This is a genomic window from Rhizobium favelukesii (assembly GCF_000577275.2).
Classification (GTDB): Bacteria; Pseudomonadota; Alphaproteobacteria; order Rhizobiales; family Rhizobiaceae; genus Rhizobium; species Rhizobium favelukesii.
The window spans coordinates 1,279,335-1,302,391 of record NZ_HG916855.1 but is presented as its reverse complement, the minus strand read 5'-3'; the positions used below and the strand labels follow the sequence as shown (position 1 = coordinate 1,302,391).

20 protein-coding genes and 4 pseudogenes are annotated in these 23,057 nt (G+C 59.5%); 8 read left to right on the top strand and 16 right to left on the bottom strand.

All coding sequences use genetic code 11. The annotated features are described in order from the left end of the window. The 4 genes from LPU83_RS69640 to LPU83_RS69625 form a co-directional block, all read right to left on the bottom strand. Entirely contained in the window at positions 1-825 is an 825-nt protein-coding gene (locus LPU83_RS69640; RefSeq protein ID WP_024315964.1) for a carbohydrate ABC transporter permease, read from the bottom strand. Then, positions 822-1,685 (bottom strand): carbohydrate ABC transporter permease, encoded by an 864-nt coding sequence (locus tag LPU83_RS69635; RefSeq protein ID WP_024315963.1) that lies wholly within the window; start codon positions 1,683-1,685, stop codon positions 822-824. The genes LPU83_RS69640 and LPU83_RS69635 overlap by 4 nt, the downstream gene beginning before the upstream one ends. A gap of 57 nt (positions 1,686-1,742) precedes the next feature. Further along, positions 1,743-3,017, bottom strand: a complete 1,275-nt coding sequence (locus tag LPU83_RS69630) for an ABC transporter substrate-binding protein (protein WP_024315962.1) — start codon at positions 3,015-3,017, stop codon at positions 1,743-1,745. 73 nt (positions 3,018-3,090) lie between these two features. Next, on the bottom strand, positions 3,091-5,424 hold the full coding sequence (locus tag LPU83_RS69625) for a family 78 glycoside hydrolase catalytic domain (protein ID WP_024315961.1): 2,334 nt from the start codon (positions 5,422-5,424) through the stop codon (positions 3,091-3,093). Between the two features lie 146 nt (positions 5,425-5,570). Here LPU83_RS69625 and LPU83_RS69620 point away from each other — a divergent pair, with 146 nt between their 5' ends. Then, positions 5,571-6,590, top strand: a complete 1,020-nt coding sequence (locus tag LPU83_RS69620; RefSeq protein ID WP_024315960.1) for a LacI family DNA-binding transcriptional regulator — start codon at positions 5,571-5,573, stop codon at positions 6,588-6,590. Positions 6,591-6,896: 306 nt separating this feature from the next. On the opposite strand, the gene LPU83_RS74950 is transcribed toward LPU83_RS69620, so the two are convergent. From LPU83_RS74950 to LPU83_RS69575, 9 genes and pseudogenes are all read right to left on the bottom strand, one after another. Next, complete coding sequence (locus tag LPU83_RS74950; RefSeq protein WP_024315959.1) at positions 6,897-7,115, bottom strand: hypothetical protein; 219 nt, start codon at positions 7,113-7,115, stop codon at positions 6,897-6,899. 121 nt (positions 7,116-7,236) lie between these two features. After that, positions 7,237-7,418, bottom strand: a pseudogene (locus tag LPU83_RS74945) (hypothetical protein); the annotation flags it as partial. Positions 7,419-7,426: 8 nt separating this feature from the next. After that, positions 7,427-8,356, bottom strand: coding sequence for a TIM barrel protein (locus tag LPU83_RS69605; protein WP_024315958.1), 930 nt, complete (start codon positions 8,354-8,356; stop codon positions 7,427-7,429). 67 nt (positions 8,357-8,423) lie between these two features. Beyond that, a complete protein-coding gene (locus LPU83_RS69600; protein ID WP_024315957.1) occupies positions 8,424-9,365 on the bottom strand; it encodes a sugar phosphate isomerase/epimerase family protein in 942 nt (313 codons plus the stop codon). An 82-nt stretch (positions 9,366-9,447) separates the two neighbouring features. Further along, on the bottom strand, positions 9,448-10,620 hold the full coding sequence (locus LPU83_RS69595) for a Gfo/Idh/MocA family protein (protein WP_024315956.1): 1,173 nt from the start codon (positions 10,618-10,620) through the stop codon (positions 9,448-9,450). A 54-nt stretch (positions 10,621-10,674) separates the two neighbouring features. Further along, a complete protein-coding gene (locus LPU83_RS69590) occupies positions 10,675-11,577 on the bottom strand; it encodes a sugar phosphate isomerase/epimerase family protein (protein ID WP_024315955.1) in 903 nt (300 codons plus the stop codon). A gap of 95 nt (positions 11,578-11,672) precedes the next feature. Further along, positions 11,673-12,485, bottom strand: a complete 813-nt coding sequence (locus tag LPU83_RS69585) for an ATP-binding cassette domain-containing protein (RefSeq protein ID WP_024315954.1) — start codon at positions 12,483-12,485, stop codon at positions 11,673-11,675. A 9-nt stretch (positions 12,486-12,494) separates the two neighbouring features. Then, on the bottom strand, positions 12,495-13,490 hold the full coding sequence (locus LPU83_RS69580; RefSeq protein WP_024315953.1) for an ABC transporter permease: 996 nt from the start codon (positions 13,488-13,490) through the stop codon (positions 12,495-12,497). Positions 13,491-13,577: 87 nt separating this feature from the next. Beyond that, positions 13,578-14,555 carry a substrate-binding domain-containing protein gene (locus tag LPU83_RS69575; protein ID WP_024315952.1) on the bottom strand — a complete coding sequence of 326 codons (978 nt, stop codon included), beginning with the start codon at positions 14,553-14,555 and terminating at the stop codon, positions 13,578-13,580. Between the two features lie 160 nt (positions 14,556-14,715). Here LPU83_RS69575 and LPU83_RS69570 point away from each other — a divergent pair, with 160 nt between their 5' ends. Next, entirely contained in the window at positions 14,716-15,750 is a 1,035-nt protein-coding gene (locus LPU83_RS69570; protein WP_024315951.1) for a LacI family DNA-binding transcriptional regulator, read from the top strand. A gap of 12 nt (positions 15,751-15,762) precedes the next feature. Further along, positions 15,763-16,047, top strand: a pseudogene (locus tag LPU83_RS69565) (FCD domain-containing protein); the annotation flags it as partial. A gap of 116 nt (positions 16,048-16,163) precedes the next feature. Here LPU83_RS69565 and LPU83_RS69560 read toward each other — a convergent pair. Further along, a complete protein-coding gene (locus LPU83_RS69560) occupies positions 16,164-16,664 on the bottom strand; it encodes an Lrp/AsnC family transcriptional regulator (RefSeq protein ID WP_024315949.1) in 501 nt (166 codons plus the stop codon). A gap of 107 nt (positions 16,665-16,771) precedes the next feature. Between LPU83_RS69560 and LPU83_RS69555 the strand changes: the two genes are divergently transcribed. The 4 genes and pseudogenes from LPU83_RS69555 (at position 16,772) to LPU83_RS69540 (ending at position 21,224) form a co-directional block, all read left to right on the top strand. Further along, positions 16,772-17,983, top strand: a complete 1,212-nt coding sequence (locus tag LPU83_RS69555; protein WP_024315948.1) for a diaminopropionate ammonia-lyase — start codon at positions 16,772-16,774, stop codon at positions 17,981-17,983. Then, positions 17,980-19,214, top strand: a pseudogene (locus tag LPU83_RS69550) (hydantoinase/carbamoylase family amidase). The gene LPU83_RS69555 and the pseudogene LPU83_RS69550 overlap by 4 nt, the downstream one beginning before the upstream one ends. Before the next feature lies 1 nt (position 19,215). Further along, entirely contained in the window at positions 19,216-20,376 is a 1,161-nt protein-coding gene (locus LPU83_RS69545; RefSeq protein WP_024315947.1) for a M20 aminoacylase family protein, read from the top strand. 53 nt (positions 20,377-20,429) lie between these two features. After that, on the top strand, positions 20,430-21,224 hold the full coding sequence (locus LPU83_RS69540) for an aldolase (protein ID WP_024315946.1): 795 nt from the start codon (positions 20,430-20,432) through the stop codon (positions 21,222-21,224). A 201-nt stretch (positions 21,225-21,425) separates the two neighbouring features. On the opposite strand, the gene LPU83_RS69535 is transcribed toward LPU83_RS69540, so the two are convergent. Both LPU83_RS69535 and LPU83_RS69530 read right to left on the bottom strand, forming a co-directional pair. Beyond that, positions 21,426-22,133, bottom strand: a complete 708-nt coding sequence (locus tag LPU83_RS69535) for a type 1 glutamine amidotransferase domain-containing protein (RefSeq protein ID WP_024315945.1) — start codon at positions 22,131-22,133, stop codon at positions 21,426-21,428. Between the two features lie 253 nt (positions 22,134-22,386). Further along, a pseudogene (locus tag LPU83_RS69530) lies at positions 22,387-22,476 on the bottom strand (nuclear transport factor 2 family protein); the annotation flags it as partial. 329 nt (positions 22,477-22,805) lie between these two features. Here LPU83_RS69530 and LPU83_RS75520 point away from each other — a divergent pair. Further along, positions 22,806-23,057 (top strand): MEDS domain-containing protein, encoded by a 252-nt coding sequence (locus tag LPU83_RS75520; RefSeq protein ID WP_024315944.1) that lies wholly within the window; start codon positions 22,806-22,808, stop codon positions 23,055-23,057.

The following is a 23,057-nucleotide window of genomic DNA, read 5'->3' as shown; positions in this document are numbered from 1 at the left end:
TTATCCTTTCACTGCGCCTGCAGTCATGCCTGCCACGATCTGCCGGTTGAAGAACACGAAAACGATGAGGGGCGGAATGGTCACCAAAAGGATGTTCATAAACAAGAGGTTGAACTGTGTCTGGAACTGTCCCTGGAAATTGTAAAGTGTGAGCTGCACCGTTACGTTTTCCCGACCCGGCAGGTAGTACAGTGGATTGGTGAAATCGTTGAAAATGGCGATCGACTGCACCACGATGACGGTCACCGTGACTGGTTTTAGCAGCGGAAGGACGACCCGGAAAAAGATCTGCAGCGGCTTGGCGCCGTCGATAATCGCTGCTTCATCGAGATCGCGCGGTATCGTCGCGATGAAGCTTCTAAACAGCAGGACGGTAAATGCGAGACCATAGGCGACCTGGATCAGGATCATGCCCGATATCGACTTGAAAAGACCAAGCGACTGTAGCACCCAGATGGTGGGAACAACTGCGGGCGGGATCATCAGGCCCGCAAGAACGCAACCATAGATCACCGCGTTCCAGCGCGAAGGGCGGCGTTGCAAGACGTATCCCACCATCGCGCCAAATAGAACGAGAAGTGTGACAGCGACCACCGTGATGACGGTTGAGTTGAAGTAGGCCAGCAACAACATGTAGTTGCGCGCCTGAAGCACCTCGAGAAAATTTTCCCAAAGGCGCCATTCAACAGGCAACCTAAACATCAGCGACGCAGCATCCTGCTTTGTCTTGGCTGCCGTGATGAAGATGAACAGGAAGGGCAGCACGAAGAGGACGCCGCAGGCGAGAAGCGCTGCGAGGCCCGTATAAAGTTGGCGACGCTTCAAAGATCCACCTCCTTGCGGTTGAACCATACCGTAAGAGGCAAGACGATCAGCCCTATGAGGACGAACAGGATGACGTTCCCGGCCGTCGACAGTCCATAAAAACCGGCTTGGTATTGCTTGTAGATGACGCTCGCCAGCACATCCGAGGAAAAGCCTGGCCCACCACGCGTCATCGCCCAAATCAGATCGAAGCTGCGCAGACCACCGATCAGCGACAGCGTAATGACCGTAACGGTTGCGGGCTTCACCAACGGAACGGTGACGCGAAAGAACATCTGGCGAGGGGTCGCGCCATCGATTCTGGCGGCCTCGTAGTAATCTGGGCTGATTGACGCAAGCCCTGCGATAAAAATGACCGTGGCAAGCCCGATGCCCTTCCAAAGATCGACGAAGACGATGGAATAAAGTGCGAGCGCCGGATCTGTCAGCCAACCCGGGCCGTGAATACCGATGGCAGCAAGGGCGACGTTGATGAGACCCCGGGTCGGGTGCATCAAAACCGAAAACGTGATCCCGACGCCGATGGTCGACACGAGAACCGGGAAGAAAATAACCGTCCGCAGCAACCCCTGCGCCCAAAGACCCGATGTCAACAAGACTGCCAGGAGCAAGCCCAGAACCGTTTTCGTGCCGGAGGTCAACACGGCATAGATGACGGTGTTAATGAGGCCCTGAATGAGAAACGGCTCACGGAAGAATTGCCGGTAGTTCTCCAGACCGATGAACTGCGTGGTGAAGAGGTCCCAGCGCGTGAGGCTGAACCAGAAAGAGGCGATCGTCGGCGCCAGAAAGAGAACGGTAAAAACCACCGCCGCTGGCAGGACGAACCAGTAGGGATAAGGCGATTTGCGCGTAGCCATGAGGTCTCCTTGAACACCCCCACCCGGACGAGCACCGGGTGGGGATCGGCTGGGAGGTTACCAGTTTGGCAAGCCGAGCTGCTTGGCCTGCTTCTCGACATCCTGGTCGTAGAGTGCTGCTGCGTCCTTGGCCGAACGAATTCCCGTTCCCACTTCAACCGTGATCTGCTCGAGTGCCGGTCCTTTTACCGGCGACAGGAACTCCAATGCCGGCGCAGCACGCCCCTCGGTTTCGAAATAGGGCAGCATGTCGGCAACGACGGGCGGAATATCCTTCGGAAGTTCGCAGCCCTTGACCAGATACGGGCCGGAAGAAACAGCCTTGGCCATGAGGTCGCACGCCTCCTTGGTGCCAATCCAGTCGAGAAACTTCTTGGCTTCCTCGACATGCTCCGACTTTGCCGAGACATAGAGCGCAGACGGCATCCACACCGTCAGCCCATTCTTTGCAGCGTCAGTGCCCGGTTGAGCAAAGAAGCCCAAGTCTTTGAGATTGTCAGGAAAATTCTGTTGGACGTTGCCGATGCCGAAAGTCAGGTTGGGATAGTGGGCAGCCTCACCGGTGGCCACCATTCGCATGCCGTCGTCAAACGTCGCGGCGCCGAAGTCAGGGTTAAGCAGACCGGCTTTTGCAACCTCTTCAAGGTGCTCGAAACCGCGCGTGGCGGCTGGCGTATTGGCATATTTGAGCTTGTTGGCGGTGTAGTCGGCGGCGAAATTCGGAACTTCCGCCTGGACGTTATAGTAGTCGGCGAGGACGAAGAGCTGCGATGTCCAGGTGGTGCCATAGGTCTGCGCGACGGCCACCTTTCCGGCTGCCTTGATCTTCTCATTGTTGGCCATGAACTCTGCCCATGTCTTGGGCGGGGTAAGGCCGAGCTCGGCATAGATCTTGCGATTGTAAAAGATGCCGCCACCCATGGCAGGACCAAACGGCGTTCCACGCACGTGGCCATCTGGGCTGGTGACCACCTTCTTGAAGCTGTCGAGGATGCCGGCCTGCGACGGAAGATCAGAAAGATCTGCCAGCGTCTCTTGCGGCTTCAATGCCTGGAACAGCGAACCGCCATTATACTGAAAGATATCGGCCATTTCGCCGGTGGCGAGACGCGTCTTGATGATGTTGTCGCCTTCCGAGCCGCCGGCACGCTGCTCCACGTCAAAGCTCACATCAGGGTGCTTTTCGGTATAGGCCTTGGAAACGACGTCGAACGAGGCGATCGTTTCCGGGTTTGTGTCGATCAGGATGCTAAGCGTCACATCGGCGTGAGCGACGCCCGCAGCCAGCGACGTGATAGTTGCGGCAAGGATGCTGCACTTCGTCATTCTCATAGTCGTTTCCTCCTCTTGAAGACCGGAATGATTTGGGCTGCTCGCTTGCGGGCAAGGACCGCAAGCTACCGTATCAGATGGAAAAGGTGATCGTATGCTCCCCCTTGCCGAGCCTGACCTCTTGTCCGGGCGCGACCAGTGCGCCATCCGCCGTCAGCGACTTGCGGTCCTCTGTGCCCTTCAGGCGCGCCGTCACGCCTTGCGGCAGTGAAAGGCGGCAGGTGACGGTTTGCGCATCCAGGCTCCATCCGGCCTCAATGCGTCCGAAGCGCGTGTCATGCCACGCCGAAACGGGTGAGAGAGCCGGAAGAATCGCGGGGTCGAATGCCACTTCCTCAAATCCGGGCTTATCTTCCAGCGGTTTTATGCCGGCCACATCCTCGAAGAGCCATTGGCACACGGCGCCATAGGCATAATGGTTGTAGCTGTTCATGTCGGGATCGTAGATCGTGCCATCCTCGGAAAGTGCATCCCACCGCTCCCAAATCGAGGTCGCCCCATGCTCGACCTGATACAGCCAGCCGGGGACTTTGCGGTTCAGGAACATCTTTTCCGCAAGATCCAGCATTCCGAGACGCGTGAAGGCCGGGAGCAAAGCGGGGGTTCCAATGAATCCGGTTCCAATCACGCCATCGGTCTCCTCAGAGACCCGGCGGAAATAGTCGCGACCGGCCGTCTCGTACTCCGGCGGAACAAGACCGTACAGGAACGCCAAGGCCCAGGAGGTCTGGTCGTTGTGCGCGATGCGACCCGATGGCGCAAAGAACTCATGCTTGAAGGCGGCCCGGATTTCCTCTGCTCGGGCATCGAGCCTGGTGGCTTCAGCGCCCTTCCCGAGGATGCGGGCGATCTTTGCGGCCAACTGCGTCGAGATAAAATGGTAAAGCGTCGCTGCACAATCGTCCGCAACCGTTGGACGCGGCTTGCGATTGTCGCCAACGGGCTGCAGCCAGTCGCCGAAGGTGAAGCCACGGTCACCCCAAACTGCCGGCGGCCGGATGAGCGGGCCGTCGGAAATGCCCCAGAGATAATCCAGCCAACCCAGCATGGCCGGAAAGCACTCGTTGAGAACCGAGGCATCGCCGTAGTGCAGATAGAGCTGCCAGGGGATGATGACGATGGCGTCACCCCAGCCTGTCGATCCCGCCCAATCGCCGCGTCCGTTAATCGGATGAAGTCGTGTCGGGTCTGGCGAAAAATGCGAGACCGCTCCATCAGCACGCTGATCGCGTATCACATCACGAAGATATTTTCTAAGGAAGGTTTCACTGTTGGCAAGCCAGCAGGCGGTGCCGGCAAAAACCTGGGCATCGCCCGTCCAACCCAGCCGCTCATCGCGCTGCGGGCAGTCGGTTGGGACCTCGATGAAATTCGATCGCTGCGACCAGATCGTGTTCTCGACGAGCTTGTTGACCGCGGCAACGCCGCAGTTAAAACCGCCCGCGCTCACGGGCACTGAAGAGATCGGGACCATGGTGATGGCCACCAATTCGGCCTGCCCCGTCAAGGTGACGCGCGCATATCGGAACCCCATGAAGGTAAAGAGCGGCATGTAGACCTCTTCGCCCTCTCCGCTCAGCGTGTAGACCAGTTCGGCCCGCGCGCTGCGATAATTGCGATTGTCGAAAAACCGGTCGGGTCCGAGCACTTCAGAATGTTCAATCCGAACCTGCGCACCAGCCTCGCCCTTTACGCGAATGCAAATACAGGCGCCGGCGTTCTGGCCGAAATCATAGACCTTTCGGCCATCCGCCTCGGCCCAGCTTGTGATCGGCGAGCGCCCATCAAGCGCCTTGACCGCCGTCGTCTCGTGAGGAACGAGCAACCCTTTATCGAAGGTCAGGACCTCGACGCCGTGCGTGTCTTTCGGTTCGATGCGTGCGTCGTAGTCCTCGCCAAAATAGATGCCGTTGCGGGTAACCGGTGTGTAGCCGCTCTTCCAGGTCCCATCCGTCTTCAACAACGGTGCCCCGCCGGCGCTTAACTCTGCAATCGCCGCCGTTTGCTCGCCCCAGCAGTTGATGATCGGGTTGGAGGCCCACATGAGCTGGCTGCGGTACCAGCCGTCGCCCAGCCAGATCTCGATGCGATTGTCGCCTGAGCGCAGCAGGTCCGTGGCGTCATAGGTCTGGTAGGCAATGCGGTCGTCGTAGCAGGTCCATCCAGGCGTAAGCAGATCGTCCCCCACGCCGCGTCCATTGATGAAAGCACGGTAAAGGCCAAGCGCGGAAATGCGCAGTATCGCCTCTGCCGGCACCTCGCCCAGCCAGAACTCGCGGGAAATGAACGTGCCTGCTGTTGCCTGACCACCGTCGCAAGACGGTGCGACCATCGATGCTGAAAACTGGAACGCAGAACCAGCAAGGCCGCTGGCCGCGGCAGCGCCGTGGTCCAATACAACCTCCATCATGCAAACCTCCTCAACCGGCATCCCCGTCGGGGACCAGAACGCGTCGTGTATATCGTTCTATGTATATCATTCTACACAAACGATTGCCGCGCAAGAGTTTTGTGCCTATAGTTTCTGGAAACCCGGAGACAGAGAAATTTATGATGAAACATCCGTCTGTTAGCGCGCCACAGGACAGGATCACCATCCGCCATGTGGCAAAGGATGCCGGGGTTTCCATCGCGGCAGTCTCCAAGGTGCTGCGCAACGCTTACGGTGTCAGCGAAGTTTTGAGGAACAAGGTCGAAACCTCGATCGAGAAGTTGAACTACCGCCCGTCCGTAGCGGCACGAGGAATGCGCGGTCGCACCTATACGATTGGCGTTCTCGTGATAGAACTGTCCAACCCGTTCCTTGCTGGCGTGATCGAGAGTGCGAACGCCTCTTTGTCAGAGAGCAATTACAAATCGCTCATTGGAATTGGTCGCTCGGCCAGCTCGATCGAAGCCTCTATGATTGAATCGATGATCGACAACCGGATGGACGGGGTCCTGATTATCGCTCCGCGAATATCAGGCAAGGTTTTGGAACGCTACGCCCGTCAAATCCCGATCGCCGTGATCGCGCATCACGAGCCGCATGCGCAGACGTACGACACCATCAATTCCGACGATCGGAAGGGTGCCCATCTGGCCGTCGAGGCTGCGCTGCGTCAAGGTTATCGGGACATAGCCATGCTGAGCTATGATCTCCTGGATTCGCCTGCGTCTGTCGTCGCCGTTCAGCGCGAGATGGGCTACCTGGAGGGAATGAAGCAAGGCGGCCTGGAAGGCAAAATCATTCGGCTTCCGCCCGTCGCCGCGGATCGGAGCACCGCGATCAAGAACTTCCTGACGTCGCAGCATCGACCCCGCGCAGTCTTCGTCTGGTCGGATCTTGACGCCGTGCCGTTGCTCAATGCGGCCAGAACCAGCGGCGTACGGGTTCCCGAAGATCTCGCCATCATTGGGTATGACAATTCTCCCCCTGCCGCCATCCCGCTTGTCGGCTTGACCAGCGTCGATCAAAACGCCGCCCAACTTGGCAGGACAGCCGGTGAGATGCTGCTCAGCCGGATCGACGGCCGCGAACATGCCCAACACGTGCTGATCGAACCGCATGTGGAGATGCGCGGCAGCGTATGACGGATGCTATGGTGTCGGGCGAATTGCCGTTCGCATAAGTCCGTTTGCGTTCGTATCATATTGAAAATAAATAGTTATTTTCCTTTGCAGATTCGCGGAGATTCGCTATTGTTGCGCCTGCAACCTGCTTCGGAAGTGGGGAAACGAGTGGGGAACGGATTGTCGTGAGGACCGGACAAACTGTCAGCTTCGTTCGTCTCGTCCGATAGGCCCGGGCGGGCCGACACACATCTGCGGTACGTTGATGCGCAGCTGTAGCCAGAAGCCTGCGGTCGAGGCATTGGTTGCGATCCACTAAAGCCTCGCTCAGTGCTTTGAACTCCTGCCACGGTAGGTCGCTGGCGCTGGCAACGCTTCGTGCGCCTTCGCCAGCGTCTCCAACCACGCAGCAAGTTCAGCCGGAACTTCCTCGTTCCCAGCCTCTAGCGCTTCGATCCATGATAGCTCGCACTGCAGCGCCGACGCGATATTGATCGGGGTCCATCGGATATGGAGCAGACATTCGCTAAATCGTTCCGGGGTCATGGTTTGCAACAAGCTCCTCGGGTTGCATCTGAAGTGAGCTAGCCTCTCATATAGGTCGGTGGAGTCAATCGGAGCGGGAGACTGCCAGTGCGCTATGCTTGAGCAGTATCGCCAAAAAGGCGCCTACCCGCGTGATCAGCCTGGTCCTAAGACCAAGCCTTGCGGCGCCGCAGGCAATGTTGGTCGGGCTTCACTGGTGTATTTATCGAAGGATCCCATGTCCTCCAGACGACAGCCTTATTGTGCGCCATAGAGATCGACGCCGGCGCGGCCCATCGTGATAGCGCCAAATGTCTTGATCATGTTGTGCCTCAGAAACCAACTGACTTGAGGAAGGCCCGGCTCGATGTCAGGTCGTCGAGAATGGAGCCGGCGTTTTTCGGATCGCGCTCCTGCTCGATGGTGATGTAGCCGCCGTAGCCGAGCTCGGCAAGCAGTCGCCGAACGGCGACGTAGTCGATATTTCCCCTGCCTATCGGACACATCACGCCCGTGGCGCAGGCTTCGAAGAAGCGGATTCGCTCGTCCATTACCTCTTCGAAAACCACCGGATCGATGTCCTTGAAGTGGATGTAGTCGAGGCGCTTCCAATATTTCCGGAGCGTTGCTACGGGATCCATGCCGGCATAGGCAAGATGGCCGGTGTCGAGGCAGAGGCCGGCGAGATCCGGATCGAGATCGTGAACGAGCCGCGCGAGCTCGTCTTCGAACTCGATGTAGCCGCCTGCATGGGGGTGGATGGTCGCTCGCACCCCGAACTCGTCGCGGGCGAGTTTTGCGATCGCATTGATGTTTTCTATCATTCCCGACCATTCCGCGTCTGCCAGCCGCGGCGCACGATCGGAATGGCCGGCGGCGTAGTCGCGCTCGTCGTGTCCCCAATCCATCACCGTTAGAAACGGCGCAGGAAAACGCTGTCCCTCGTGAGTGGTGGGTCTGGGCAGCGCCGTGATCAACGCGCATATTTCACCGGTCTGCCGGAGGAGATTGCCTTGGTTCGACGGCGATACGAGATCGTCGAAGATGGTGCCGGCGACGATCGCCAGTCGCCGTTCACGAAGGGCCTCCGACATGACGGAGACGTTGAGCGGCATATACCCGTACGGACCGAGTTCGAGTCCGCCGAATCCTGCCGCCGCCGCCTCGTCGAGGACCTTCGTCCAGGGCGGGAGATTGGGATTGGAGACGTCGTCGACACCCCAGCAGCAAGGCGCGCAGGTGACCGTGATCAGGTTGGACATCGCAAGGCCTCGTCGAAAGCGATTGGAAAAAGTGAGGCGCTGGCGTGTTCTCGCCAGCGCCAGTTCATCAGCGGCTGATCGTTGCCTGCAATGCGTCGATCGAGGACTGGATGCCTGCCTCCGTCGACATGGTGAAGTCTTCCATCTCGAGGCTGACCCAGCCGTTGTATCCGACCATGCGCACGACGGAGAAGAATTCCTTCCACCATTGCAGGTCGTGGCCAGCGCCGACGGCCACGTAGTTCCATGTGCGTTTGGCGACGTCCGTGACTTCCTTCAGTTCCAGCAGGCCGTTGACGTCCGCCAGGCCGCGCTCGATGCGCGTATCCTTGCCGTGGCAATGATGTATCGCGGAGCCGAGACCCCGTGCAGAAGCGATCGGGTCCGCTCCCATCCACATGAGATGCGACGGATCGAGGTTCATCCCGACGGTTGGCCCGACCTCGTTGCGAAGACGGAACAGCGTCTCGGGGTTCCATACCAGCATCGCCGAGAAATTCTCGAGCGCATACTTTTCGACCCCGACTTCCTTTGCGAGCTTTACGAGGTCGTGCCAAAGCGGAAAGGCGCGGTCCTCCCACTGGTACCGGTCGCGCTCCGGCATCTCGTCCGGCCAGCTCTTGGTGTAGACCAGCCAATTGGGGACCGTGTCACCAGGGGCAGCCTCGGGGAGCCCCGACATCGTGACGATCGTCTTCACGCCAATTTCACCGGCCAGGCGGAGGGTCTGCTCCATCTCCTTGCGATGACGCTTGCCCATGTCGCCGGGATCGAGGGGATTGGCCGAGCAGTTTAGAGCGGCGATCTCAAGGCCGCGGGCCTCGATCTCCTTGAGCTTGGACTTGAGCAGTCCCTTGTCCTCCAGCAGCTCGTCGGCGCAAAAATGAGGCGCGCGCGACCAGCCGCCGCCTGTCATTTCAATGCCTTCGACGCCGAGCTTAACGCACTTGTCGAGCATTTCAGTGAAAGGGAGATCGCCCATTACGTCGGTGCAGATCGATAGTTTCATGGCATGGTTTCCTGTTCGAGAAGTGTCGGGGACGCGCTCTTGGGAGTAGGTTGGAGGAAAACCGCGCGCGCCCAATTGCAAGTTATTTAAAGTCGACCCAGGCTGCGCCTGCGTCAGCCGAGCGGACGCAGTTTTCGAGCCAGCGGACACCCTCGGTGCCGGCGTTGATGTCGGGGTAGTGATGGGTCTTCAGGAAGGCCTCGTCATCACGCCGCTTTGCATCGATGGCCTGGGCGATCCAGAGATAGATGTTGGACCAGCTATCGCCCAAACCTTCGGTGTGAAGCGCTCCCATCCGGTCGACGGCGAGGCTCTCCTCTTCAAGGTATGGCATGCCATGGTGCATGATCCGGTTCGGCTCGCCCTGGACCTCGTAGATCAACTGGTCGGGATGGGCGTCGGACCATTCAATCGACGCCTTGGAACCGACAAAGCGATAACGCTGCGAGCCCATGTTGCCGGCGTTGACCGAGGACACCCAGAGGCGGCCGCGGGCACCGTTATCGTAATGCATCAGAACGGTCGCATGGTCTTCAAGCGGCGCGCGGGTCGGAATGAACGCCTTGCGGTCGCAAAGCAGCTTCTCGATCTTCAGATGCGGGAGTACGATTTCGGAGAGGTAGTAGAGATGCGTTCCGATATCGCCAAGGACGAAGGTGGGACCCGCTGTCTTCGGGTTGGTGCGCCACTTCAAGGCGTCGCCCGCGCCCACGTCGTCCCCGGAATTGAAGCCATGCGTGTACTGAAGGTCGACGATCCGGATATCGCCGAGCATCCCCTTCTTCACCATCGCTGCCATCTGGTGAACCAGCGGGTGACCGGTGAAGCCATAGGTGACGCCGACGATCAGGCCCTTCTCATCGGCGAGCCGGGCAACCTCGTCACATTCCTCGACCGTGAAGAAGAGAGGCTTCTCGCAGATGACGTGCAGGCCGGCCTCAAGGCATGCCTTGGTGATCTCGTAATGCGTGAAGTTCGGCGTCGCGATGGACACGACCTCGACGCCGTCCTCGCGAGCGGCCTCCCTTGCGATCAGTTCCTTGTAGTCGGCATAGCACCGGTCGGCAGTAACGCCGATCTTCTTGCCGAAGTCGCACCCGCGTTCGGCGTCGAGATCGAATGCACCGCACACGAGGCGATAGGTACCGTCGCGTTGGGCGCCGGTCCTGTGCTTGTAGCCGACCTGGCCGGTCCGGCCGCCGCCAACCATGCCCCAACGCAGTGGGCGCTCTATCAGTCTTTCTCCGTTGATCATTTTCCGTCCTTCCAGGAAGCCGCGCGCCTTGCGCGCCGCAGGGTCGCTGAGGCGTCACTTCGCTGCGTACGTGTCGACGTAACGCTGCATTTCGGTGCACATGAACTTGCCGGACTGGTCAGCCTTGTCTTCCCAGGCGAACACGCAGGACGTCATGATGCCGTCGAAGCCGATCTCGGCGAGCGTTCCGAAAAAGTCGTCCCACGGGACCTCACCCTGGCCGATGTTGAGATGCTGGTGAACGCGGGCATTGGTGCCGGGAGGATTCAGGATGTAACGGAGACCCGATGATGCCTTGTGGTTGAAGGTATCGCCGACATGGACGTGGGCGAGAACGTCTTTCGCCTCGCGCAGCATCGCCTTGGTGTCGTCGCCGAAGTAGAACGTATGCGGCGCGCAATAGAGGAACTTGACGTTCTTGGAGTTGACCGTCCGGATGATGTCAAGCGCCGGCTGCAGCGTCTCGCACCAGTCTTCCGGATGCGGCTCGACATTAAGGTTGATGCCTTCGCGTTCGAAGATCGGAACGAGTTCCTCCATCGACCGCCACCAGGCGTCCTCGCATGCCTCGATCATCGATCCCGTGTGGCAGCAGTAGCAGGAGCCCTTGTCGGGATGCGGTCCCCGACCGAATTCGGAGTTCATCGTGTCGACGCCGAGTTCGACGGCGATCTCGATGGCGCGTTTCCAGTGCCGGACGGCTGCCTGCCGCTCAGTCTCGTCATTGGACGCCCAACGATACATCGGCAGGAGCGACGCGATGCCGACGTTGGCGTCAACGAGCGCCTTCTTGAAGGACTTTATCCTGGACGGGAACACCCGCGGCGCCTTGAACCACTCGAGAAAGTCGGCCCGAGGGCTGAGCTCGATCCACTCATAGCCGAGTTCGGCGACTTTCGAGGGGAGCTGCTCGAGCGAAAGGTGGCGATGCATAAAGGGGTCGAGCGCGATTTTCATGACTGTTCACCCGTAAGATGGTTACACTTGCCAGCCCCACCCGCGAGGGCGGGTGAGCCGATGTCGTTGTCTTGTTGTGTCCGTTCCGCGGAGGGTCAGACCGCTATTGGTTGTCCGCTATTGGCGGACGAGTGAGCTTCGATCTCGGCTTCAAGTTCGGCCATCGCCTCGCCGCCAGCCATGAGGTCGGTGATCTCCTCTCGGGTCTTCTCGCCCTTGCGGAAATCGGCTGCTTTCTCGCCCTTGATCAGGACGGCGAAGTGGTCGCCGACGGTCATCGCATGGATGACGTTGTGGGTGATGAAGATCACTGCCAGGCCGCGACGCCGCGCCTCGAGCACGATGCGCAGAACGTGCGCGGCCTCCTTGACGCCGAGCGCCGCCGTCGGCTCGTCGAGAATGAGCACTCTCGCCCCGAAATGGACAGCGCGTGCGATCGCCAGCGATTGTCGTTCACCGCCGGACAACCCGCCAATCAGGCGGTCTCCGTCGTCGATGCGCGTGATGCCGAACTCCCGCACGGCCTTTACCGCGATCTCGTTGGCCTTCTTGCGATCGTAGATCTTGAAGGGGCCGAAGCCCTTGGTCGGTTCCCGGCCGACGAAGAATGAACGGCCGATGCTCATCAACGGGAAGGTACCGCCGAACTGGTGGACAGTCGCGATGCCCATATCGGCGGCTTCGCGCGGATTGTTGAAGGTCAGGGCCCTTCCTTCGAACTTCACCGTGCCGCTCGTCGGCTTGTAAACGCCGGCGAAGGTCTTGATGAGCGTGGACTTGCCTGCACCGTTGTCGCCAAGCAGACATAAGACTTCGCCTGGATGAACCTTCAGCGTGATGTTGTGCAGGACGTCGATCGGACCGAAGGATTTATTGACGTTCTCAAGCTCGAGAATTGGCGTTTTCATATCCTGTCCTCACTTCTTCTTCGGCGAGTAGGTCAGCGCCATGTGACGGAACGTGTTGTTCATGAGCACGGCAATCAGAAGCATCACGCCGATGATCAGGCTCGACCAGTTGCGGTCGAAGGTGGTGAAGTAGATGCCCTGATTGACGACCGCGAAGGTGATCGTGCCGAAGAAGATGCCGATCACGGATCCGAAGCCTCCGGTCAGAAGCACACCGCCGACGACGACCGAGATGATGGCGTTGAAAATGAACGTCATGCCTCCCGAGACCTGGGCCGAGTTGAACAGGATCGCCTGGCACATGCCGACGAACGACGCGCTCGTGGAGGAAAGAACGAACAGGATGATGGTCAGCCCAGCTGTCGGAATGCCTGCATTACGGGCGCTGACCCTGTCTCCGCCCATCGCGAAGATCCAGTTCCCATAGGGAGACAGATGGATGAAGAAGACGAAGAGGGCGGTGATTGCAATCCACCAGATGATGATCACCTGGAAGGAGCCTAACAGGAACTGACCGAAGAGGAACTTCGCCCAGGGATCCGCTGTTAGCGGCACGCTGGTGGTTCCTGTGACGAGAACCGATACGCCGAGCATCAGGCCCTGGACCGCAAACAGTGTGCCGAGCGTGACAATGAGTGAGGGAACCGCGGTTCTGACGACCAGATAGTCATTCACGAGCCCCACTATGAGCCCTATGCCGATGGAGCCGAGCATACCAACCCAGATCGGGAGACCGTAGAAGCCGGAGATGATTGCGATGGTCATCGATCCTGCGGGGATCATGGCACCGATTGAAATGTCGAGGTCACCGGCGATCATCAACAGGCCGATCGGCAGGGCGACGATGCCGAGGTTGGCGGCGACGTTCAGCCAGCTTGCTGCTCCGGCCGGTTCGAGAAACTTGGTGCTTCCAAAGATGATGAAGAACGCAAGCACCCCGACGAGCCCGAGGAACGCGCCCGCCTCGGGGCGCCGCAAGAGGTTGCCTACTGACAGAGTGTTCATGTGCAAAATCCTTACAAGGCTTCGAACCGAAGTGCTGTTCGTCTTCGACCCGCAGCGGTCCTGCGGGTCGGGCTTGACGAGAACCGACTATCGGGCGCCGCTTTTGACGCCGGCCATGGTTGCATCGATGTTGGATGCGTCGACGATGCCTGGGCCGGTCAGGACCGGCGCAGTCGGAAGGTTCGTTCCATAGTCGAGATGCGACGCCAGCAGCGTCACACTGAGGATCGACTGCAGATACGGCTGCTGATCGATGGCGAAGGTCTGCGCGCCATCCTTGATGCGGGCCAACCCCGAAGCGTTGAGATCGAAGGTACCGTGCGATACCTTGCCGACCTTTCCTGCCTGGTTGATCCCGCTTGCGGCTGCATCGGCATCTGTTGCGCTGACATTTATGATACCGTCAATGCTGTCGTCCTGGAGAAGCGTGGCCTTCACCGCCTCCGCAATTGCGGTCTGATCCCCGAAGCTCGTCGCAGGAAGGGGAAGCTGCTTGCCCTGTCCGCCTTTCGCCGCAATACCGTCGATCACGCCTTTACAGCGGGCTTCCTGATTGGCAGCACCTGGAACCGTGTTGACACAAATGACATTTTTTGCGCCTTTCGATCCGAGATATTCACCGCCTGCCTTGCCTGCCACGTACTCATCGGAGCCAACATAGTTGATCGCGCCCAGTTCACGCGCCTTTTCGATGTTGCCGGCATTCATGAGAATGACTTTGATCCCCGCCTGGACCGCAGCCTTGATCGCCTCGTCCTCAGCTTCCGGAACCCAGTCCGGCACAACGATACCCGTGACGCCCTGGCTCATCGCGGTGCGAACGAGCTGGGCGGCGTCCGGACCAAGATTGTCATAGGTTTGAAGCTGAAGATAGCTGACCGAGCCACCATTCTTTTCGACAACCAGACGAGCATCATCCACGCCCTTCTTGATCCGGCTCCAGAACTCGTCGTCTGTCTTGCCGCCGACAACTGCGATATTGGCGGCCAGCACGGTGGATGCGCCGAGCGCCACGACGGCTGCAAGGGACAGCGCCCCTTTCAGGACGGCTTTTGAAAACTGCATAGAACTTCCTCCCAAGTTGCACGCGGGATAACATCTCCCTGAGCGATCCCGGCAACGCGAGAGAAGAGTTAGCAAATAGAATGTTTATTCGAAACAACCATTGCATTGGAATAGATATTTTGTATCTTCTATATCAATGCAAATTGATGCGGAAAATCTCATGAAGACACGTCCCACGATTGCCGATCTCGCTCGCACAGCGAACGTCAGCGTTGCTACCGTCAATCGGATTTTGGCGGGCTCGGCGTCCGTGCGCCCGCGGACGATCGAGAAGGTCGAACGCGCGGCCGAGCAAATTGGCTTCTATGGTCTCGGCGTGATTGAGGATCGCTTGCGCCACGCCCTTCCAAGTTACAGATTCGGTTTTCTGCTCCAGCAGTCGAGCCGGGATCTTTATCGACTTTTCGGATCGAAGATCATCGAAGCGGCATCGCGACGGGTCAATGACAAGGTTGAGCCCATAGTCGAATTCGTCGACGTCCTCGAACCCCAGAATATTGCAAATCGGCTCGCTGCGCTCGGCGAGCGGTGTGATGCCGTTGCCATTATCGCCGGAGATCACCCCCTTATAGGACAGACGATCCACTCACTGCGCACCAGTGGCAAGCCGGTGGTGACCTATATCACGGATCAATCGGCGCCTGATCGGGCGGGCTACGTTGGAACGGACAATTGGAAGTTGGGGAGGACTGCGGCATGGTTTTTGGCCCAGACGATCCCCGACGCCGGCCGGATAGCCGTCTTCATTGGGAACCATCGATACCAGTGCCAGGACATATGCGATGCGAGTTTCCGTTCCTACATGCGCGAGCACGCGCCTGATCTCCAAATCGACGACAGCCGACCGACACACGAGGAATCCCACCAAGCCTATCAGATGGTTCGCGAGCTGCTCGCACATTCGGACGACTTGCGAGGGATATACATCGTCGGCGGCGGAATCTCTGGCGTTTTGAAGGCGCTACGCGAATGCGACGATGTAAGGCGCAGCCGGGTGCGCGTCATATGTCGCGACATCGGCCCCGAGACGCGCAAGGGGTTGACCGAGGGTCTGATCACGGCAGCCTTATGTCATCCGTTGGACAAGATTTCCGAGGAGTTGATCGCAACGATGGTGACTGCACTGGAAAACCGCGGAGACACGATACTGCAGCGCGTGGTGCCGTTCGAGATCATCACGCCCGAGAGCGTATAAGCAACCGCGCCCCACGCCGGCAAGAACCAATATCTGGCCTCCTTCTACGAGAAGCTTCTGTCCCAGGGACAGCGGATGCTGCACCTCCACTTCGAATATCTTGAACGGACTCACGAGGGATATCTTCTGACCGACGAGCACAGCCAGATGCTGGAAGCGATCCGCGACAGGAACGTGGATCTCGCCGACGAACTCGCCCACGCGCACACCCGGCATTTCCACGACAACTTCATCAACATCATGCGCGAGAACGACACGACGGACGTCACGCTCGGACCACTGCGCGCTGCACAGTAAGATTGTGAGGGCAAAGAGCGTCGGGCTCGTCGCAACAGGCGCCATCACCAGACCCGCACGGGTCGGCGCCGCCGGCGAAGCGCGTGGCAGGCTCGCCCCTAAGGATGATCGCAAACTTAAGCGGCGCCTGATCGACGGTTGATATCGATCGCCAAGCCGACCTTCACCCGATCCATGGCAACGAACGTGCGGAAACGCTTGACGTTGTTGTTGCCGAAGAAGAGCCGTCGCGTCAGAGCCTCGTAGTCGGCCATCGTGGGAACGACGATGACCAGGACGAAATCAGCCTCTCCGGTGACATAGTAGCACTGCTGGATCTCCTGAGAGGCTGCGAACTCCTTCTTCGCGTGCTCGATCTGCTGCGCGGTCTCGCTGATGACCTCGACTTCCACGAAGATGGTTATGGACTGCCCGACGGCGTCCGGATCAACGATTGCAACGTCGGCCTTGATGACCCCTTCTTCCCGCATTCGCTTGATCCGTCTCTGGACGGCGGGTGCCGACAGGTTGACCGCGTCGCCGATGGTCCTGAGCGGCGTCGTGTTGTCCCTTTGCAAGACAGCCAGGATCTTCCGATCGAACTCGTCCAGACGAGACGCCTGCAGTCGGTTGTTCACACAAGCTCTCCGATGAAACAAAATTGCAAAAACTTCCCCGAATATCAGCGCTTTTTTCGTCGCCCTTGCAATAGATTCGCGTCGGGCCCACCAGACAGGCAGACAAAATGTTTCTTTCGAACACGACTGACCACTATTGCCAGGCGCTCGATCAAAGGGATGTCTCGATGCTCGGACCCGCTGCCGCCCGGCAGGTGGAGCATCATCTCTCGTTTCGGGACAATCATTTCGAAACGCCGCTCCGGTCCCTCCCCGGGCTTGCCGCCGAACTTGGCGTCGCCTCCATACATATCAAGGACGAGGGCCACCGGCTTGACCTTGGAAGCTTCAAGGCGCTCGGCGGAGCATATGCCGTCATCCGCCTCGTTCTCGAGGAAGCCGAACGAAGGTTCGGTCGCCCGTTTGGCATGGCCGACTTTCAGTCCCCCGAGGTTCGGGCCGTTGCTTCGACGATGACGGTCGCATGCGCGACCGACGGCAACCATGGCCGCTCGGTTGCCCAGGGGGCTGAACTGGTCGGCGCCCGCGCTGCCATTTTTGTGCACTCGGGCGTCAGCGACGAACGCGTTGCCGCCATCTCCCGCTTCGGCGCCGAGATTGTCCGTGTCCAGGCAACATACGACGATTGCGTGAAGGAGGCCGCCCGGATGGCGGAGGCAAACGGCTGGACGATCGTGTCGGACACGTCATGGCCGGGCTATGAACGTATCCCCGGACTGGTCATGCAGGGTTACACCGCCCTCGTCAGTGAGGCGCTCAGGCAAATGCCTGAGGTTCCGACACACGTCTTCATCCAGTCCGGCGTCGGTGGGATTGCTGCAACCGTCGCCGGCCATCTGGCGATTAAGTTCGGCAACGCGCGACCGATCTTTACCGTCGTCGATCCAGAACGTGCCGCCTGCCTTTTGGAGACGGCACGCGCCGGAACTCCCGTCGCGGTCGCCCACGGCATGCCGACCATCATGGCGATGCTTGAATGCTACGAGCCTTCGCTTGTCGCGTGGCGTGTTCTGTCCCGCGTCGCGGATGGCTTCATGACTGTGGACGAGGCAGACGCGGTCGACGTGATGAACCGTCTCGCCAATCCCGTCTGCGGCGACCCGGCGATCGTGGCGGGCGAAAGCGGTGGCGTCGGGCTTGCCGGTCTGATGAAGGCAGTGGCCGATCCCTCCATCAAGGCCGCGCTGTCGCTTGATCGACATTCCCGCATCTTCCTCGTCAACACCGAAGGCGCGACCGACCCTGGCAAGTACGAAGAAATCGTGGGCGTTGCTCCATCTGACGTCGCAGCCAGGAACGCGGCTGGAGATCATGCATGAGCAGCCACTCGATAGATAGCGCGCGCCTGCTCGGGCGCATCAGAACGCTCGGCGACATCGCACGGGAGGCGGACGGCCGGCTGTCGCGGCTTGCAGCTTCTAACGCGGAGAAGCTCGGACGGGACCAGTTTGTCGCCTGGATTGCGGATGCGGGGCTGGAAGTCGCGGTCGATCGCATCGGAAACATCTTTGGAATTTGGAGGGCTGCGGCATCACCGACGCAAAGCCGCTGATGTTGGGCTCTCATATCGATACCGTCATCGATGCCGGCATCTATGACGGCTGCTACGGAGTGCTGTCTGCGCTTGAGGTGATCCAGACACTGAAGGAAGACGGCTTTGCTCCTTCCCGGCCGATCGTCGTCGCCGCCTTCACGAACGAGGAAGGCGTGCGCTATGCGCCCGATATGATGGGATCGCTGGTCTACGCCGGGGGCCTTCCCACGGAGACGGCCCTCGCCACCGTTGGAGCCGACGGGACGATGCTTGGAGGAGAGCTTGGTCGCATCGGATATGCAGGACCACATGAACCAGGATTTCTGTCACCGCACGCTTATATCGAGCTTCATATCGAGCAAGGGCCAGTTCTGGAGCGTGAAAGCATTACGATCGGAGCTGTGGAGAATGTACAGGGCATCTCGTGGCAGAAGGTGACGGTCGAAGGCGACGCCAACCATGCTGGAACAACGCCGATCTCCATGCGCCGGGATGCAGGTTATGCCGCGGCCCGGATCATTACCTTTCTGCGTGAGCGGGCGAAGAACTCGAATTCGCCGACGGTGGCGACTGTCGGCTGCATCAGTTTCGAACCGAACGCCATCAACGTCATTCCGTCTCGTGCAACGCTTACCGTGGATCTTCGCGACCCGGACGAGGAGCGGCTCAGACAGGCCGAAGCGGCGCTTGCCGAATTTCTCGATGCGATATCGCAAGAGGAGCACGTCGAAGTGTCTGTCGAGAGGCTGGCCCGGTTCGAGCCGGTCCGGTTCGATCAGCGCATCGTTGCGAAGATCGAGAAGGCCGCAAAGGATCGTGGCCTGACAAGCAGGCGGATGACTTCCGGCGCTGGCCACGACGCCCAGATGATCGCAAGGATCGCGCCCGCGGCCATGATCTTCGTTCCAAGTGTCGCTGGCATCAGCCACAACCCGAAGGAACGGACCAACGATGAACATCTGATCGCCGGCGCGAACGTTCTTCTGGACGTCGTCGGTGAACTTGCGCGGAGGTAACATGGTGATCGATCGGGATTTGCTCCATCGGGAAATGATGGCCTGGAGACGTGATTTCCATGCTCACCCTGAGTTCGGCTTCGAAGAGCAGCGAACGTCGAAGTTCGTCGCCAGCAAGCTTCGGGAATTCGGCCTTGATGACGTTGTTGAAGGCGTCGGTGGCACTGGCGTTGTCGGCACCCTGAAGCGCGGCACCGGGAACCGCGCGATCGCGCTTCGTGCCGATATGGATGCGCTGCGCATCAATGAACAGGCAAACCTGATCTATCGCTCTCAGACCCAGGGCGTCATGCATGCGTGCGGCCATGACGGCCACACCGCGATGTTGCTCGGGGCAGCGAAGATCCTGGCTGAGGAAGGCGGGTTCGACGGCATCGTTCGGTTCATCTTCCAGCCGGCGGAGGAATGGGGAAAAGGAGCTTTGGCGATGATCGCTGACGGCCTCTTCGACAGGTTCCCGTGCGACGAGATCTACGGGGTTCATAATATGCCTGGGCTGGAGGTCGGCACGTTGCATACGCGCCCGGAAGCGATGATGTCGGCCGAGGACAATTTCGAGATCACGCTCACGGGCGTTGGCGGTCATGCCGCGCGGCCGCATTGGGGCAACGAAGTGCTTGTCGCGGCCTGCGCGCTCGTGACCAACTTGCAGACCATCGTTTCACGCCGGCTGGACCCGGCCGACATCGGCGTCGTATCCGTCACCGAACTGATCACCGACGGGACGAGAAATGCGTTGCCAGGAATGGCGCGAATCCTCGGCGATGCCCGCAGCTTTCGCACGCAGATCAGCGAGACGATCGAAAGACAGATGCGCCTGATCGCCGAGGGCACGGCATTCACCTACAATGTCAAGGCCGAGCTCGTTTATACTCGCGAGTTCGTGCCGCTGATGAATGACCCGGCGCTGACGGAGGAGGCGTTGACCGTAGCGCGCGATCTCTATGGCACCGCAAATGTCGCCATTGCGGGCAATCCCATGACTGGTTCGGAGGACTTCGCGCAATTTCTCGCGCATGTGCCCGGTTGCTTCGTGTTCCTTGGCAACGGCAAGGATTCGCCGCCCCTCCACAATCCTATCTACGACTTCAACGATGCCGGTCTTCTCTTTGGGGCAGACTTCCACGCAGGGATCATTCGCCGGCGGCTTCAGGCGAGTTGATGGGCTGCGATGTGTGAAACCTTTCATTGACTTCTACAAAACGGAATTTTGCCATGGCGCATTCACTGATCGCTTCACCGAATAACCGCCCCGGCGGCCCGAACCAGCCGAACCTGGAGACTAACGAGATCTGGCAGGCACGTGTCGATCTTGCCGCCTGCTTCCGCATGGCTGCGACCTACGGCATGGAAGAAGGCATCTGCAACCACTTCTCTGCCATCGTTCCCGGTTACGACGACCTTTTCATCGTCAACCCTTATGGCTTCGCCTTTAGCGAACTGACCGCCTCGATGCTGCTGGTCTGCGACTTCCATGGAAACGTGATCTCGGGATCCGGAACGCCGGAAGCGACCGCCTTTTATATCCATGCGCGCATCCACAAGAACATCCCTCGCGCGAAGGCTGCGTTCCATACGCATATGCCTTATGCGACAGCGCTCTCGATGACGGAGGGCGATCCACTCATTTTCGCGGGACAGACCGCGTTGAAATTCTACGGCCGGACTGCGGTCGACCGCACTTACAACGGGCTTGCGCTCGATGAAGGCGAAGGCGACCGCATTGCCTCGGCGATCGGCAACGCCGACATCATATTTATGAAGCACCACGGCGTGATGGTCTGCGGCCCGACCATTGCCGAAGCTTGGGACGATCTCTATTACCTCGAGCGAGCCTGCGAGGTACAGACGCTCGCGCTTTCGACTGGACGCGCCGTCAATCCCGTCGCGCCGGAGATTGCGCAAGCAACGTATCGGCAGATGCGCGAGGGCGATCCGGAATCGGCTCGTCTTCACCTTGAGGCGATCAAGCGTACGCTCGACCGGAAGCAACCGGACTTCAGGCTCTGAAGGCTTCCCAGTCTAGAATCTCGCGGAACGTATTCACCATCTAGACGGTCGGCGAAGTGCAGACGTAGCAGGCTGCCCGTCAAACACAGCGGCACCGATCAGGGCGGTAGATTTCGCGACAGGAAGTCGTGGTCCGCGGTCGCAAGACGGGAGTGTCCTGCGACCACAAAGTAGACCAGGCATTCACGCAACCGGCTCGATCTACGCCGCGGTCGAGCCGGCCGAGGTCTGCATGCTGGAAAGGAGTTTGACCAGGGCCTGAGCCCCGGCGGTCGACGATGCCGGGTTCTGTCCTGTGATCAGTCGTCCGTCCGTGATGGCGAAGCTCTCCCAGTTGGATGCTTTCTCGTACAGTCCTCCGAGCCGCTTCAGTTCATCTTCGACCAGGAACGGCACAACCTTAGTGAGTTGAACCTCTTCTTCTTCGGTGTTGGCAAATCCCGTAACGCGCTTGCCCTTCACGATCGGCGCGCCCTTGTAGGTCACCCGATGCAGCACCCCAGGTGCGTGGCAGACCGCCGCGACCGGCTTTCCGGAATTGTAGAAGGATTCGATCAAGGAGATTGAATCCAGGTTGTCGACTAGGTCCCACATCGGCCCGTGACCGCCCGGATAGAAGACGGCGTCGAAATTCTCAGAGCGCATGTCCTTTAGTTTCGCCGTGGTCGCAAAAACCTTCTGGGCCGCCGGATCCTGCTTGAACCGGGCCATGGCGGCCGTCTGGTTTTCGGGCAGGTCGCTCTTCGGATCGACTGGCGGTTGGCCGCCCTTGGGCGAGGCCAATGTCAGATCGACGCCGGCATCGCGAAAGACATAGTAGGGCGCAGTGCCCTCCTCGAGCCAGAAGCCGGTCTTGCGCCCGGTATTGCCGAGTATGTCATGCGAGGTGAACACCATCAGAATCTTCACTGTCGTCTCCTTCCAATCGGTTCCGCAGTCAAAACGGGCTGCGCGAGGGATTATGTCGACTATCGGCAGGCAATGCAGTTGCACGTTGGTATTGCCAATACCTTGGTATTGGAGGCTTTGGGGCGGCCGCAGATGCGGCGTTCAAGGCCACGAGCCACCCCAGTGATCCTCGAAATGAATAGAGATGTCGGTCGACGACAGTCTCTGCCGCTCTGTGCATGCGGCCTGCGGGGGGGCGAAATGCTCCGACCGTCGGATCTTCGACCGATCCGTGATGATGGAGCTGTCGCCAATCTCCGTTCTTCCGGACGAACCAACCCGTCGTGCGAAACGCGACGTCGAGCCGAGATGCCATCGCATTCGGACGCGTCTCCCTAAAGCTTTGATTTGAAACAGGCCCGGCGTCGAACACGGGCGGCATCCGTCGAGGTCTCACCTTATTGCGGCCGATCCGGTGAGATGACGATGGCAAAACGCGGCAGCTCCCCTATTTTAGGAAGGCGTCGTGTCGGTCAATGGGCGAAAGAACGCCAGGTCCGAATACTGCGTCACCGACACCATTGGATAATTGGAACTCTCCTTCAACCTCCTAAATGCTGACCGCGTGCGTGTTGAAAGAAAGTCATCGAGCGCGTTGCGTGGGTGGCGGGCTGTCGAGAAAGGCAGACGCGGATGAACAGGCCTCCTGCGCACATTCGGTTTGGTGGGTGCGAATTGACTCGCTCGCGGCACGTCTGCGCCTTCTTCAACAGCCCGGACGAAGCGTACAAATCGTCGATGTCATTTATCAGCGAGGGGTTTGCCTGTGGCCACAAGGCAGTTCATTTCGTCAACCCAGGCTCGATCGGAAGCCATCTGGAACGGCTCCAATGTGAGGGCGTCGACAAGGGGTCGCGGGGCGGAGCCTCGGAAATGGACGAGTGA

What these genes read in the sequence shown, in the direction of transcription:
- LPU83_RS69635 (WP_024315963.1), bottom strand. Translation starts at nt 1,685, where the DNA reads ATGGCTACGCGCAAATCGCCTTATCCCTACTGGTTCGTCCTGCCAGCG.
- LPU83_RS69630 (WP_024315962.1), bottom strand. Translation starts at nt 3,017, where the DNA reads ATGAGAATGACGAAGTGCAGCATCCTTGCCGCAACTATCACGTCGCTG.
- LPU83_RS69625 (WP_024315961.1), bottom strand. Translation starts at nt 5,424, where the DNA reads ATGGAGGTTGTATTGGACCACGGCGCTGCCGCGGCCAGCGGCCTTGCT.
- LPU83_RS69620 (WP_024315960.1), top strand. Translation starts at nt 5,571, where the DNA reads ATGAAACATCCGTCTGTTAGCGCGCCACAGGACAGGATCACCATCCGC.
- LPU83_RS74950 (WP_024315959.1), bottom strand. Translation starts at nt 7,115, where the DNA reads ATGACCCCGGAACGATTTAGCGAATGTCTGCTCCATATCCGATGGACC.
- LPU83_RS69605 (WP_024315958.1), bottom strand. Translation starts at nt 8,356, where the DNA reads ATGTCCAACCTGATCACGGTCACCTGCGCGCCTTGCTGCTGGGGTGTC.
- LPU83_RS69600 (WP_024315957.1), bottom strand. Translation starts at nt 9,365, where the DNA reads ATGAAACTATCGATCTGCACCGACGTAATGGGCGATCTCCCTTTCACT.
- LPU83_RS69595 (WP_024315956.1), bottom strand. Translation starts at nt 10,620, where the DNA reads ATGATCAACGGAGAAAGACTGATAGAGCGCCCACTGCGTTGGGGCATG.
- LPU83_RS69590 (WP_024315955.1), bottom strand. Translation starts at nt 11,577, where the DNA reads ATGAAAATCGCGCTCGACCCCTTTATGCATCGCCACCTTTCGCTCGAG.
- LPU83_RS69585 (WP_024315954.1), bottom strand. Translation starts at nt 12,485, where the DNA reads ATGAAAACGCCAATTCTCGAGCTTGAGAACGTCAATAAATCCTTCGGT.
- LPU83_RS69580 (WP_024315953.1), bottom strand. Translation starts at nt 13,490, where the DNA reads ATGAACACTCTGTCAGTAGGCAACCTCTTGCGGCGCCCCGAGGCGGGC.
- LPU83_RS69575 (WP_024315952.1), bottom strand. Translation starts at nt 14,555, where the DNA reads ATGCAGTTTTCAAAAGCCGTCCTGAAAGGGGCGCTGTCCCTTGCAGCC.
- LPU83_RS69570 (WP_024315951.1), top strand. Translation starts at nt 14,716, where the DNA reads ATGAAGACACGTCCCACGATTGCCGATCTCGCTCGCACAGCGAACGTC.
- LPU83_RS69555 (WP_024315948.1), top strand. Translation starts at nt 16,772, where the DNA reads ATGTTTCTTTCGAACACGACTGACCACTATTGCCAGGCGCTCGATCAA.
- LPU83_RS69545 (WP_024315947.1), top strand. Translation starts at nt 19,216, where the DNA reads ATGGTGATCGATCGGGATTTGCTCCATCGGGAAATGATGGCCTGGAGA.
- LPU83_RS69540 (WP_024315946.1), top strand. Translation starts at nt 20,430, where the DNA reads ATGGCGCATTCACTGATCGCTTCACCGAATAACCGCCCCGGCGGCCCG.
- LPU83_RS75520 (WP_024315944.1), top strand. Translation starts at nt 22,806, where the DNA reads ATGAACAGGCCTCCTGCGCACATTCGGTTTGGTGGGTGCGAATTGACT.